This is a genomic window from Bacteroides celer, assembly GCF_002632415.2.
Lineage (GTDB): Bacteria > Bacteroidota > Bacteroidia > Bacteroidales > Bacteroidaceae > Bacteroides.
Genome location: NZ_CP178209.1, coordinates 448,537 through 463,203, shown reverse-complemented (window position 1 = coordinate 463,203; position 14,667 = coordinate 448,537). Strand labels below are relative to the sequence as shown.

Here is a 14,667-nt window from a genome sequence, read left to right as displayed (position 1 = left end):
CCAGTTAGTTGTTGATTTTAAGTTTACCGACTTTGCACCATCCCTCAAATAAAAGATTCTTGTCGACCGCCATTTTCAAGCCCGGCTGGCATGCTTTGGTTGTATCAACCAAACCAATAAGCCAAGTGTAGTTTCCCTTTTGAAGTCCATCCAAATTGACAGTTGTGGTATAATGACCATCACGCCCCTGTACCCAAGTTGAAAGATCAGCCTCATCTGCAAGCTGTTTTTTCACAATGTTATGATTGTCATCCATCAAAGCGATGCAGACTTTATATTTTCCTTTCCATTGAGGAATATTGGTAGGACAGTATCCCCAACCCAGATTGCGCCAATTGTGTTGCACGTTCACACGCTCGCCTGAACGGGCTTTATTTACAAAACTGACCTCTGTGGGATAGAGCCGGTATCCTCCCTCACGTTCGAAACGCTTCACCAAATCGAAAGAGCTATTAAACCACGAGGCTACTTCATCACCAATGCGAAGATCCATCATATTGACATGGGCATTACGGCTTTCTTCGTACTCGCCCCAGCGCACATCTTCCGAATGCCCCTGGCGATACTTGCCACTAGGATCAATCCAGTAACGGTGGTGCGCTCCGGTAATCCATCCTCCCTCCATAATGATGGGCAAGCGAAAGCGGTAAGCACGGGCAAAATCTTTTTCCCACTGTTCGTAGTAACCAGTCATGCCAAAAGCGTCGTGACGAATGGTGTATCCTTTGGCAATGGCTCTTTCGAGCAATCTTTTACTATCAGGGTGTGGTTCTGCCCAGCTGATGGTATCTCCCACCAAACGATGGTAGTTTATCACCAATGGTACACGTTTGAAAGCTTTTGCATAGGTATCGGTAATCCATTCGAATACTTCTACTTTATTTGAGTAGTTATTATACTTCACGCCATGTGCTTCTCCCCATTTACCAAGCCCATAAGCATCAATAAAATCTACTTTATCGGGATCGTCAAAAGCAACAGCAAAGGCTTGAAGAAACTTTTCGTATTTCTGTTGAAACACAGCATCGTCAGGATAAGGCGACCATATTTGGGGATTATTAGGATCTTGAAAACCTTTCGCACCGGCTTCCTTTACATAAAGAGGTGTGTTCTGTCCTTGGTCGCGGCTGTCTACATTGATACGGAAAGCCAGTCGCATACCACGTTCACGCACCGAAGCAAGCAATTTATAGATACGTGAGTCCGGATCGTTCCATACATAATCTCCCTCTTTACTCTCAAGCATATTCCAATTGATGCGAATGTAACATGTACCGGCGTAATCGCTCACGCGAACAGTGGAATCCCCACCATTTACGGGCATAGCATCATAATGGTGAGTTTGCCAAAAGTTTTCATCCCATGCACGTCCCAAATACATCACCCAACCTGTTAGGGGATTTTTGAGTACAGAAGTAGTATCAGGCTCAAAATATACTGTTTGACCAAGTGCCTTCACTTCTTTAAGCATAGCTGATTGCGTATGCGCTGAAACCCATCCACAGTGTATTAAAACGGGCATAAAAAGCATAAATGTACGTAACAAAGTGTATCTTTTCATATTTTCCAATGGTATTAAAAAGCATTGTTTCTCCTTACGAGAAAGCATATAAGTCTCCTCTACCTTGCTATAAAGGCATTACAAATTGGTTGACAATAAGTTTTTATGTAATTATTTCAGTCAGTAGCAACTGCGAAAAAAATCAATTACTTCTTCACTAAATAAATCGTATCACCATGAATTTCCATACGAGTTTGCGTCATGGTTTCAATGGCCTGCAAAGCTTCACTCACACGATCACCAAGCATTAGTTTGCCGTAAAATTTATCTGCCGACATCCCATCGTCAAACAAAATAGTCACTCCATAATAATGGCTGAGCCGTTGAGCTACAGCCTCCACGCTTTCACCATCAAGGTTAATCATACCCTGCATCCAACAAGTGTATTCGTCCGTATTCACTGCCCGTTTCTCGGCGAAACTACCCTCTTGCAAACTCACCAATTCATTCGGTTTCATGCGAACCCGGTCATTGTTTGTCGTTTTAAGTTCTACCGCTCCTTGAACCAACACTACTTGCGAATCCGAAGTATCGTAATTATTCACATTAAATTTTGTTCCAAGCACCTTCACTCTAAAATTATCGGAATGAACCAGAAACGGATGCTCTGCATCGTGTGCCACATCGAAGTAAGCCTCACCCTTCACATATACCTCACGGTACTCGCCATCAAAACGTTTGGGATAACGGACAATTGTACGCGAGTTGGCTACGATCCTTGTGCCATCAGCCAACATCAGCGTCATCTTTTCGCCGACAGGCACCTCTACCTCTTCATCATATACATCTGCCATCAATTCCGTAACTTCCATGCGGAACAAACCGTCCATTGCATTCTCTGTAACTATATATTTTATACCTATTAAAAGAAGTAGCGTGGCAGCTACTGAGCCAATATACATCAAAACATGTCGCTGTCTGGATTTACGTTCTTGTTGATGCATTTTCAGAAAAGCTTTTTTCTTAATGCCGGAGATATCTATCTCTGGCGGGGTACTATGTTCTATAAACGACTTCAGTTTAATGTCGCCCTGCAAATCCCCATATGTGTAATCATTAATATCTTTATCCATCTTCAATTCTTTTTATCCTTTCAATATCTTTTTCCCTTTTATTATCTTCTCATGAGAAGTTCCCTTCTAATTATAAAGACGCAAAGGTTAGATTTATCTATAGGTTTAAATTCTATTTTTTTTCTTTTAGTGCTATTTTTTTCTAATCATCCGTTCACAAGTCTCTTTCTCAAAGCATTCATAGCATATCCTATATGGTAATTCACAGTAGGAAGTGAGATTTGCAACATATGCGCAATTTCCGCATAAGGCATTTGTTCCAATTTAGCCAAAAAGAATACATGCTTGCACTTGGGCGGCAAACTATTGATTGCTTCATTCAAGCACCGTATTTCTTCACGCGAAAGCATATCGTCCATTGGAGTTTGCATATCAGGGAAAGAGAAATCCTGAAGCTCCTCAAAAGATATCTCTTGATTGCCCTTTGCCTCTTTGCGCAAATAAGAAATTGATTTACGATAGACAATCGTATTCAACCAACTCAACATGCTGGCTATTTCCAAAAGCGTCTTACGTAGTTTCCACACTTCAAAGAAAACATCGCCTACCACTTCTTCAGCCATTTCCTTATTACTAAGAATACCAAAGGCATGATAGTATAACCTCTTCGAATATCGGTTCATGAAACTATTAAAAGCTAGCTCATCCCCTTTGGAAATCAACAAAAGTTCTCTTTCCAAGTCTTCCATTTAATTAGATTACTATTTTATATATTTACAGGCGCAGAATTCTTGTATGTTATATAGGTTGAGCTACATAATATTAACTTTCTTTATCAATTAGCATATTCCCCCCAAGAATGAGAAAAGCTACATCATCACTCTGAAAACGGAGTTTGATATAGCTCTTCTACACTTAACAGCTACCACCTGAACTTTACAGAACGGGCTTTTTAGTTTTGATACAGATCCTCTCCATAAAGACGCAAATTATTTTGCCATTTTGCAGATTTCATTACCCGCCATCAAGAAAGCGCCGACGCCATAAACTTCCGTCATATCACGAGTCACTTTCTTCGGATCAGCACCGATTTGCTGTACATAGCCTAGTTTCCCATCCGGCCCCACTGCCGATACTAATGCCTTCCATCCCTCTATCATCACAGGAAGATAAGTTTCCTTATCCAATAAACCTTCATTGATGCCATAAGCTATGGAATACACTATAAAAGTCGTACAACTGGTTTCCGGTGACGGATAAGAAGCAGGGTCTAACAGGCTGGCGTGCCAGAAGCCATCGGGATGCTGCAATCCGGCAACCCGTGTAGCCAGTTTGACAAACAGTTCTTCATAGAATTTGCGGTTCTTATCTTTCTTGGGTAACTCCTTCAATATTTCAACCAAGCCACCGAGTACCCAACCGTTACCACGTCCCCAGAAGACTTTCTTGCCATTAACTTCACGCTTATCAAAGTAGCGCCAGTCACGGTAGAAGAGATTTTCTTCTTTATCGAACAAATAATCATAAGTCGCTTTATACTCACGGTTCATGAATTTGATGTATTTCTTGTCTCCAGTCAACATATACAGCTTGGCATATACAGGCGGAGCCATAAAGAGGGCGTCACACCAAGTCCAGCGTTCCAAAGTTTTCAAGTCTCCCTCCACCAATTTGAAACTGCCTTTAGAAGGATGATTGATAATCCATTCTGTACGAGCCTGTGTGGGGACAATCATCGCTTCATCTTTATACTTGCGATATAAATCCAAAAAGGACTGTGATACAGCGATGTCATCAGCATGGTAAAACCGTTTGTCCGGCTGCCAACAATTCCGCCGCCCGATACGAGTCAGCCACTTATAATATGTATCATCATTGTCTTCTTTTTCAGCCAATTCCGCCCAATCCACCATGCCGACATAAAGAGCGCCTTGCGGCCAGTTCAAGTCGTCATGTTCAGGAGCGGGGTGTGGATTGGCAATCTGCCAATCCGCCACCTTTCGCATGATAGACTTTATTTCTGCTTTTTGAAAAGGAATCTCTGTTGCCATTATAAAAACGGGACATAACAGAGACGCTCCCAATAAAAGTGTTTTTTTCATTATATATTTATTTGTTTATCATTCGGTCATTACAGTTCAACTGTAGCCTTTAAAGGCAACTGACTGGAAGCAGGCCCGACTAAGATCTCAAAGTCTCCTTTTTCCACTACAAAGCGGTGTTGATTCATATCGTAAAAAGAGAATGCATCCTCATCCAGCACAACAGAAACCCGCTTCTTCTCCCCTTTCTTCAAGAATACCTTTTCATATCCTTTCAGTTCTTTCAACGGACGGGGAACAGAAGACTGTACATCATGCACATACACCTGTGCCACTTCCGAAGCATCCATCTTACCTGTATTCTCTATATCAAAGCTAACGGTAACCTGATGCTCACCCGTTTTCTTCGCAGCCATATTACTATAAACGAAAGTAGTATAAGACAAACCGTAGCCAAACGGATAGAAAGGTTCTTTTCCCGAACGGTCATATCCACGATAACCGACAAAGACACCTTCGGAATAGTCTACACGCTTAATCTCCGCCTTTAAGTTCTCGTAATAACTGCCGTGCACCGGATTATCTTCCCACTTCCGCTCAATAGAAATCGGTAGCTTTCCACTTGGAGAAATCTTACCGGTCAGGATTTCAGCAATTGCCTGACCGCCTTCCTGTCCCGGATACCAGGCCATAAGAATCGCTTTTGCGGCATCATACCAGCTGGTGAAATCCACACCGCCACCGGCGTTCAGTACAACCACAACATTGGGATGCATAGACGCAATCTTCTTGATAAACAATTCCTGATAGCGAAGCAAGGCAAACGGACGGTCAAAGCCTTCGCCTTCGGTATTACTATTGAAACCTGTACAGAACACAACATTATCCACCTTTGCCAATCCTTGACGAAGTTTCGCCTCATTAAGACTATAAGCATTAAAACGAATGATGGCCGAAGAAATATTATCAAAGAATTCAATCCGGAAACGGTACTCCTTACCACCCTCAACCGGCAGTTCAACTTCACGGCTAGAGTAGGAATGATTTCCCCAATCTCCTGTAATATGCTTGTCATTCACAAACAGACGATAACCGTCATCACCACCGATATGAAGTTTCAACTGACCGTCAGTTTGTGGCATGTAGCAGGCTGTCCAACGGACAGAGAATCCATCTGTCGGGAAGCCGTCCAAAGGTGCTCCATATCCCCAGTCATAATCAACAGAGGATTCAATGCGAATTACTTCAGGCTGTCCCGAAAGAGTCTTGTTTTTAAAGTATTCAGCTTTGAAGCCTTTCATCTGACGATTAGCATCAGTATAAAACTCATGGACAATATCTTCATAAATCACATCATCCGTCAATAGTAACAGATTCTTTTTCTTCAATTCTTTCAAGCCTTGAGCCACTGAGACGGTAGAAAAAGGAGTGACAAAACCACTGCCGCCACCGGTAGGAATCAAATCTGCATTAGGCCCCATCACGGCTGTCTTTCCTTTCAGCGGGAGCAAGTCTCCTTCATTCTTCAACAGGACTACCCCCTCGCGCGCCAGTTCTAAAGCTGTCTGGCGGGAGAAAGGATTATCCTCTGCGATGTTGCTGTCTTTCTGTTCCTTATCCAGCATACCATAAGCAATCAGAGTTTGCAGGATGTGTTGTACTTTCAGGTTGATGGTTTCTTCTGTCACTGTGCCGGTCTTGATAGCAGGCAACAGATTCTCCAAATTCATAAAACGTCCTTTCGGCATTTCGAGGTCAAGCCCGGCGTTAGCAGCGCCTACGGCGGAATATACAGAAGTCCAGTCCGACATCAGAATACCTTTGAAGCCCCAAAGATTGCGCAAGACATCAATATTCAGCCATTTATGTTCGGTGGCATGGACACCGTTCAACAGATTGTAACTGTTCATTACGGCACCGACATTGGCTTCCTGTACTGCTTTCCGGAAAGCCGGGAAATAGATTTCCTGCAAAGTACGCTCGTCTATGTCAGAGCTGGCATGGTGGCGGCTCCATTCTTGGTTGTTGGCAGCAAAGTGTTTGATGGTAGCAATGACTCCTTCCGATTGTACTCCCAGGATATATTGTTTCGCCGTTTCACCTGTCAAGTAAGGGTCTTCACCGAAGTATTCAAAATTACGGCCACACAACGGAGCACGATAGATATTCACGCCCGGACCAAGCAGGATATTAACTCCTCTTGCCTTGGCGTCCTGTCCCAAGCCTTGCCCTAATTTATAAAGTAATTCCCGGTTCCAAGTAGAAGCGGAAAGTATTCCAGAAGGATATAAAGTGCTCTTGGGAGCATGATTACGAATTCCCTGCGGCCCGTCAGCCAACTTGATTTCAGGTATTCCCAAACGGGGGATGGCACGCAGAGAAAAACTGGTATATCCGGAGATATACTCTATTTTCTCTTGCAAAGTCATTTTTGTTACAATGTCCTTCGCACGTTGTTCGGCTTGGGGAGTGATTGTCTGTGCACAGGTTAATATGCTCCATAGCATACATAAACCTATGCCTCCTATTTTCTTTTTCATGGTGATTCTGTGTTAATATAGCATGTGTAAAAAACCAACTTAGCTATCAGCTCTTTACACACTTTTGTTCTTTACATTTTTAGTCTATCAATTCTATTTTAACGGTCTGTCCCTGTACCAGAATATGATATTCGCCGGCTTCAAGGAAGCGTTTACCATCCTCATTGACAAAACCGAAATCACGTTCCAGGTCAATGTCAAAACAGAAAGTCTTCGTTTCTCCGGCTTTGATAAATTGTTTTTCAAAGTGTTTCAATTCTTTCACCGGACGGGTGATAGAGCAATAAGGATCGGAGATAAACCAATGAACAGTCTCTGCTCCATCGCGGGCACCGGTGTTGGTGACAGTCACTTCTGCCGACAGTTTATCGCCGCGCTTCACCTTAGTGGCAGAAGGTGTAACAGTGCCATACTTAAATTCGGTATAACTTAATCCATGTCCGAACGGATATAACGGATCGCTTGTTATATCTTTATAAAATCCCTGATGTCCGCGTCCGCTCTTGCGGCGATTATAATAAATAGGAATTTGTCCTGTGGAATAAGGGAACGTCATAGCTAGTTTACCGGAAGGGTTGATACGTCCAGATAAAATACCTGCCATTGAACGCGCACCATTTATTCCCGGTTGCCATATCTCCAATATAGCATTACAAAGAGGTTCCATGCGATTTAACTCCAAGGGACGTCCATTAGAAAGCACCAATATAATAGGTTTACCAACCTCCTTTAGTTCTTTCACCAATTCTTCCTGAATCTGTGGCAAAGCAATCGTAGAACGGGAAGCATTCTCACCACTCCAGGTAAGCATCTCGCCCAAACAAACAATGACTACATCAGACCAACGAGCAACGTCCAATGCGCCAGCAAAACCTGAACGGTCATTACCCTGCGGTTTGCATCCCATTGCATAACGTAATTCGGCATCTCCTCCAAACTCGGCAGTCAGCCCATCATAGAGCATTTCCACATCCGTATCTTTTCCATGCCCGCACCAGGAACCCAATAAGTCCCAACCATTTTTTGCCATTGGACCTACTACGGCAATCCTTTTTTTGTTTGTAAGTGGTAATATCTGATTGTCATTTTTCAACAGCACCATTGATTCTGCTGCCAGTTGAGCGGCCACAGCCATACTTTGCGGACGGAAAAAACGATCCTTCTCATTAGTAACCGGAGTATAAGGACGTTCGAACAAACCCAGACGGAATTTTACACGCAATACTCGACGGACTGATTCGTCAACTTGTGCCATTGTTACCTTACCTTCCTCTACAAGCTCTTTCAGATGACGATCGTAGGCATGAGACATCATATCCATTTCAAGCCCCGCATTAAAAGCATACCAAGCAGCATCTTTCTTTGTAGCGGCCAATCCCTGATTCTTTAACTGTTCCACAGCCCCCCAGTCAGACACAATGAACCCGTCATGTTTCCAACGTTTCTTTAATATCTCGGTCATGATATAAGGATTAGCTGACCCGGGTACTCCACTGATGTCATTGAAAGAACTCATCAAAGTGGCCGCACCAGCTTGCACTCCCATCTCATAGGGCAGTAGATAAGTATCCCAAAGAGTTTGAGCTGAAATCTCAGTATAAACATAATCTCGCCCAGCCTCCGAAGCACCATAACCTACATAGTGTTTCAGACAAGCAGCCATACGGTTCTCTGCTGACATATCATCTCCCTGATACCCACGCACCGAAGCAGCGGCAAACACTCCATTTGTATAAGGATCTTCACCATATCCTTCGGCTACACGTCCCCATCGAGGATCACGTGCCACGTCGATCATGGGAGAAAAAGTCCAATCAACCCCAGACATACGGGCTTCTTGTGCAGATACCGCACATGCTTGTTCTACCAATTCCGGATTCCATGAACAGGCCTGCCCCAACGAAATAGGATATATGGTGCGAAATCCATGAATAGCATCGTAGCCAAAAATGATGGGAATACCCAAACGAGATTCTTCCATCGCTTTTTTCTGCATACTATTACGCAATTCTGGATTTATATCAAAGTAAATTAAAGAACCAATCTCTGACGGTACTTTTTTCACTTCTTCGCCAACATTATTCACATTGTTATTTCGTCCCAATGTATATTGGTTTAGCTGCAAAACCTTTTCCTCCAATGTCATACGCGATATTAAATCATCAATACGTTTTTCAATTGGAGCTTTGGCATCCTTATACAAAAGAATACTCTTTTTATCTTTTGACGAAAGAGAATGTGTGACTCCCAATAGGCACAATCCCAAAATCAAAACTTTTTTTCTCATCAATGTTTTCGTCAGTTAATTATTATTTCTATTTTTCAGATGTATATCAAGCAATACGTAAGCAGATACTTATTCCAGCCATTCCATGCACTTATCATTTACCTAAGTACCAAACACTTACAATCAGTTCATTGGAGATATATGCTGCATTTTGGATCTATATCCCCAACAAGCTGGAGAGCTATGACTTGCCAATACATTCATTCCCAACAATTTATGCATCTCGCAGCAATTGATTATGACTTACCGAGCGGTAACCTCAAATAATTTCAACCAGCCGGCAGATGTTACATTGTTCTTCACAGCAAGGTGAATTCCAATCTCATTCTGCTTTGCCGTGTCAACAATACCAACAGCCCACATGTATTTACCTGCTCCCACGCCTTCAACCCGGGTCGTAAACGTATATGATTTAGCCGTACCTTTCACCCAATCACAAGCTTCCGGTTCTCCATCGACAAATACATACTTCGGTTTATCATTCTTGGTGTCCAATAAAGCAAAAGCTACTTTATATTTATTCTTCCACTGGGGAATATTTGTCGGACAATATCCCCAACCAAAATTATTCCAACGATGGGCTATTTCAATCTGTTTACCATTAGAGATAGTTGTAGGCAAAGAAATCCTGTCCGGAAATAAACGGTAGCTTCCTTCTGTACAGAATTGTTTAACTAATTGGAAAGCTTCATTAAACCATGAATAAGTTTCTCCATTACGAAAGTCTGAATTATAGCGTAAATCCATCATATTGACGCAGGCTATTTTAGCCTCATCAAACTCACCCTGACGTACTTCTGCATAATTGGCATATCCATCTCCCTGAATCGAGTTTCCATGAGAATTTTTCACCCAGCCACCTTCCATTACTACAGGAACGAGATACTTCCACTTGGCTATAAAATTGCGTTCCCAAGTAGAATAGTAAGTTTTCATGCCAAACGCATCGTGACGTAATGAATATCCTTTAGCTACTGCTTTTCCTATTAATCTTTCAGTATCCTTATCATAATTATTGCCGTCCCATTCTTTACTTGTACCTATCCAACGATGATAATTTACAAACACAGGAACTTTATCAAATACTTGAGAATATAAATCTGTCACCCAATCGAAAACAGCCTCACGAGTCGGCAGCTCCGGTTTTCCCAACTCACGCACCTGATAGTACCATACACTATGATACTCTCCCCATTTTCCAAATCCTGAACCACTTACAAACTGTACTTTGTCGGGATCATTAAAATCCTTAGCCAAAGCCCTGATAAATTTCTCATAATATTTCTGGAAAATAGGATCATCCGGATAGGGAGACCATACTTTTACTGAACCTGTTTGTGTTTCATATCCTTTCGCACCAGCCTCTTTTACAAAATTCGGAGTAAAATTATAGTGCTTATCACGGCTATCCACCACAAAAGTAAAGGCCAATTTCATATTTCTTTGCTTAGCTCCCTCTATCAACATCTTCAGTCGCTTAGCCGAAGGGGTATCACAATCGGAATTCCATGCATATTTTCCTTCTTCAGGATTAAAATCAGCCCAGGCACCACGAAGGTATAAGGTATTTGCATAATCAGAGACCTTTACAGTGCCTTCCGATGACGGGAAATTATCATAATCCTGCCAGAATGTGGAAGATAAACCATCACCAATACCCGCATATAATACCCATCCGGAAAGAGGATTATGCAAAATGATATTTCGATTCTGCTTTACCGTGACAATGCTGTTCCCAGGAATAGAAGTATCTTCTACCAAACCATCATCACCATTATCACCTTCTTCTTCATCATTATCACTGCCGCAAGCGACTAATGATATAGCCATAGAAAAAATAAGCCCACAACTTATTTTTCTCAAACTGCACATATTTTGAAAATTAATCTTCATACCTATAGCTCTTATTTTTTATGCTTACTTTCGACAATTTTAACCAACCCGAATCCAATATATCCCCTTTGGCGGCAATATCCAGCCCTATGAGATCTTTATTACTCCGGTCAACCAGGCCCACAGCCCAAACATAAGTACCCGTTTCAACTTTGGACATATCCGGCTCAAATACATATTCAACGGGACTCCCTTTTATCCACTTGGATAAATCTGTATCCGTATCCACAAATGTATATCGCACCTCATTCGTTTCAGAATCAAGCAAAGCGAAAGCTACTTTATATTTTTGATTCCATTGCGGAATATTAGTAGGACAGTACCCCCATCCCAAATTGTTCCAGCAATGTTTAATAGTCGGAGTTGTTTTTTTAGAGACTTCTAACGGCAAAGAGATTTCACTGGGATAGAGCCTATACCCCCCTTCCCGAAGGAATCGGCGTACTAAATCAAAAGCATCTTTAAACCAGGACTCTGTATCACCAAAACGGAAATCCATCATATTGACATGTGCCTCTTTGCTGTCATCAAACTCACCGCGTCTTACGTCCTCGTGTGAATCCTTGCGATATCCTCTAGGATCCTGCCAATAACTATGTGATTTGACAATCCAGCCACCTTCCATAATAATGGGGCAGATATTACGATATTTTTTTGCGAACCTACGCTCCCAACTGCCATAATAGGTTGTCATGCCAAATGCATCATGACGTAATGAATATCCTTTCTTGATTGCTCCTTCCAACATTTCTTCACTGTCAGCAGCAAAATGTTCATCATCTACCCAATCTTTTCCCGCACCAATCCACCTATGGTAGTTAATTACTACCGGAACTTTATCAAAAGCTTGAGAATATATATCTGTCACCCAATCGAAAACTGCTTTCTTTGGAGTATCATCACCTGTTGAATAAATCATTGTATGATATTCTCCCCATTTCCCAAGTCCGAATCCATCTATAAATTCAACTTTCGAAGGATCGTTGAAATCTTTAGCCAGGGCCTTCACAAATTTAGTATAGTACTTCTGAAAAACAGGATCGTCAGAATAAGGTGACCATTTACCTTTATTCATAAATCCTTTTGCACCGGCATCTTTTACAAATTGAGGAGTAAATTCTGTTCTCTTATCACGACTATCAACTACAACACGAAATGCCAAACGCATATTCCGCTGATAAGCTCCTTCAATATATGCTCTTAAATTAGAATCAATTTTCCAACCATATACATCTTCCTGTGGATTAAAATCTGTCCAACTAGCGCGAATATAAAGCGTATGAGCATAATCTGTCACACTAACATTGTGTCCCAGTTCAGGAATATACATATGGTCATACTGTGCCCAAAAATCCGCAGCATCCACTCCCATACTTGCATAGAGCACCCATCCTGTAAGCGGGTTATGAAGAATACGCAAAGAATCAGGCTGAATCGTAACTATGTTATTCTCCGATAGTTCCTTATCAAATGAAACGGCTGAATTCTCGTCTCCGAAAACAGGAGATAAAAGGAACATAAACAGACAAAGAGACACAATTACTCTATAATAACTAATCTTTCTTATAACCATACTACTAATTGTTTTTTTAAAGAGTGCTATATCATTGTTCTCTTTATTCATATAAAAATCACGAGATTGATATAGCACTCTTAATTTTATCCTGCTTGATTATCTCTTATCAAAGAATACTGTCAGTTCTTTAATATCTAATTCTATGTAATTAACTCCTACAGGCACACTAAAGAAGGCATAGCGGTTATGAGATTGCCCTCCGACTACAGTCTGTTTTTGATTGTAGTCACTCTCTGCAATATCAAGGCAACCGTCATGAGATCCTCTGATGGCATCTGCTGTTGAGCCAAAGGTATAGCAACCTGCACTTTGCGGTCCGACTTTAAAGTTCAATCCACCCGGATGTGCATTTCCATCTTTGTCTTTAATGGAATTCTTTCTGGGTAGCTCCGCTCCTTTGTATATAAACAAATAAGGATTTGCCAAACTAGGTGTCATAGAATGAGCCATAGTGAATCCTGTATCACCAGTGCCATCTTTAGCCCATCCATCGTATGGTCCCCAAATAAAGACTCTTTCAATAGTGGTAGTCATCGTATTATTATTCCATGTCCACGAAACATCCATTGGTTTAGGATCTGTTTCGGGGGAGTAAATCGTAACCTTTTTAGTATTTATATTAATCACAACACGATAGACACCCGCAGTCTTAATATTCCAATGATAAGCAAGTGCAGCTGCTTCCGGGCTCATTGTCGAGATATTCATTGCTGTGCCATCTGTAAAATCGCCTGATTCTTCCGGAGCAATAGCCATATCTTTCTGTCCGTTAAACAAGATTGGGAAATAAATAGTACCTGGTTGCAGTTCTGCATGGAACGCATATTGATTTTCATCTTCTATAGTGCGAGTCATCTCTACATCTGGGCTAACACAAGTTCCGGCAATATAGATTTTATCAGCTTCTATAAAATTACTAGCCAAACCTATAGTAACGGTACGTGTTTCAAAATCTACCACTACACGATACTGCCCATCTTCAGGAATCACCCAATATCCAGCATTATCTGTCCCCTTAATTTTAGCTTCCATTGCTCCATCAGTAATCTGTTGTTCTGCAGCAACTGGTGAAATGGCATTAATCTTATTTTCATCTTTCCAAACAATCGGGAAGTGAAGATTACCTGCCTTCAAGTCACAAATGGAAACATAACGCTTCGGCTGACTTTCCATTGGCAAGATTTCAATATCTTCACCATCAACAGCTGTGCCTGACATATAAAGATGGTCTGCAACAAAGGTCTTTTCAGAATACATCTTTACTTTTATAGTTACTGTAGAAACTTCCGGTTTTACAAACTTTGGGCCTTCTATAGAACCGATAATACGGGCTTGTAACTTTACTAAATCACCAGGATGCTGCTTCCACTTTGACACCAATAAACTCTGCAATTCTTTATGAGTATAACTTTTAGAAAAATCATCATCAATATACTCTCTTATCATTGTGTTTGTTCCAAAACTGTTATTTTCCAGATCCATTTTATAAAGATAAGAGATATAATAGTCAGAGCCTATTGGATCAGCTTCCGTCCAGTTTAACGTCAATGCAACCTCATCCGGGGTGTCTTCCTTGAGTTCTATTTCATAATCAGAAGGAGTCAGGACTAAACTTGTACGATTATCGAGCAAATCAGTAGTATCGTCATCATCATTACATGCTACCATGAAACACGAAGCAAGTGTCAGGAAGAAGAACCGTAAAAGGTTCTTCTTAAATATATATCCGTTTTTCATATCTATATTCAATATATT

At 41.4% G+C, this 14,667-nt stretch carries 9 protein-coding genes; all 9 read right to left on the bottom strand.

The features are described from left to right. Positions 1–4: 4 nt before the first annotated feature. The 9 genes from CJF29_RS01475 to CJF29_RS01435 all read right to left on the bottom strand — a co-directional run bounded on the left by CJF29_RS01475 (position 5) and on the right by CJF29_RS01435 (position 14,649). Positions 5–1,561, bottom strand: coding sequence for a DUF4832 domain-containing protein (locus CJF29_RS01475; protein WP_099146225.1), 1,557 nt, complete (start codon positions 1,559–1,561; stop codon positions 5–7). 146 nt (positions 1,562–1,707) lie between these two features. Continuing rightward, positions 1,708–2,634 (bottom strand): FecR family protein, encoded by a 927-nt coding sequence (locus CJF29_RS01470; protein ID WP_099146203.1) that lies wholly within the window; start codon positions 2,632–2,634, stop codon positions 1,708–1,710. A 146-nt stretch (positions 2,635–2,780) separates the two neighbouring features. Then, on the bottom strand, positions 2,781–3,323 hold the full coding sequence (locus CJF29_RS01465; protein WP_004302520.1) for an RNA polymerase sigma factor: 543 nt from the start codon (positions 3,321–3,323) through the stop codon (positions 2,781–2,783). A gap of 240 nt (positions 3,324–3,563) precedes the next feature. Next, complete coding sequence (locus CJF29_RS01460) at positions 3,564–4,676, bottom strand: glycoside hydrolase family 105 protein (RefSeq protein WP_099146204.1); 1,113 nt, start codon at positions 4,674–4,676, stop codon at positions 3,564–3,566. Between the two features lie 29 nt (positions 4,677–4,705). Further along, entirely contained in the window at positions 4,706–7,156 is a 2,451-nt protein-coding gene (locus CJF29_RS01455; RefSeq protein WP_099146205.1) for a beta-glucosidase, read from the bottom strand. 79 nt (positions 7,157–7,235) lie between these two features. Beyond that, entirely contained in the window at positions 7,236–9,443 is a 2,208-nt protein-coding gene (locus CJF29_RS01450; RefSeq protein WP_099146206.1) for a glycoside hydrolase family 3 N-terminal domain-containing protein, read from the bottom strand. Positions 9,444–9,686: 243 nt separating this feature from the next. Continuing rightward, positions 9,687–11,336, bottom strand: coding sequence for a DUF4832 domain-containing protein (locus CJF29_RS01445; protein WP_099146207.1), 1,650 nt, complete (start codon positions 11,334–11,336; stop codon positions 9,687–9,689). Beyond that, positions 11,326–12,909: a DUF4832 domain-containing protein gene (locus CJF29_RS01440; protein WP_099146208.1), complete on the bottom strand. Its 1,584-nt coding sequence runs from the start codon at positions 12,907–12,909 to the stop codon at positions 11,326–11,328. The genes CJF29_RS01445 and CJF29_RS01440 overlap by 11 nt, the downstream gene beginning before the upstream one ends. Before the next feature lie 99 nt (positions 12,910–13,008). After that, positions 13,009–14,649 carry a SusE domain-containing protein gene (locus CJF29_RS01435; RefSeq protein ID WP_099146226.1) on the bottom strand — a complete coding sequence of 547 codons (1,641 nt, stop codon included), beginning with the start codon at positions 14,647–14,649 and terminating at the stop codon, positions 13,009–13,011. Positions 14,650–14,667: the final 18 nt, after the last annotated feature.

Bases quoted from the DNA above. Each gene is read 5' to 3' on its own strand.
- CJF29_RS01475 (WP_099146225.1), bottom strand. From the start codon at position 1,561: ATGAAAAGATACACTTTGTTACGTACATTTATGCTTTTTATGCCCGTT.
- CJF29_RS01470 (WP_099146203.1), bottom strand. From the start codon at position 2,634: ATGGATAAAGATATTAATGATTACACATATGGGGATTTGCAGGGCGAC.
- CJF29_RS01465 (WP_004302520.1), bottom strand. From the start codon at position 3,323: ATGGAAGACTTGGAAAGAGAACTTTTGTTGATTTCCAAAGGGGATGAG.
- CJF29_RS01460 (WP_099146204.1), bottom strand. From the start codon at position 4,676: ATGAAAAAAACACTTTTATTGGGAGCGTCTCTGTTATGTCCCGTTTTT.
- CJF29_RS01455 (WP_099146205.1), bottom strand. From the start codon at position 7,156: ATGAAAAAGAAAATAGGAGGCATAGGTTTATGTATGCTATGGAGCATA.
- CJF29_RS01450 (WP_099146206.1), bottom strand. From the start codon at position 9,443: ATGAGAAAAAAAGTTTTGATTTTGGGATTGTGCCTATTGGGAGTCACA.
- CJF29_RS01445 (WP_099146207.1), bottom strand. From the start codon at position 11,336: ATGAAGATTAATTTTCAAAATATGTGCAGTTTGAGAAAAATAAGTTGT.
- CJF29_RS01440 (WP_099146208.1), bottom strand. From the start codon at position 12,909: ATGGTTATAAGAAAGATTAGTTATTATAGAGTAATTGTGTCTCTTTGT.
- CJF29_RS01435 (WP_099146226.1), bottom strand. From the start codon at position 14,649: ATGAAAAACGGATATATATTTAAGAAGAACCTTTTACGGTTCTTCTTC.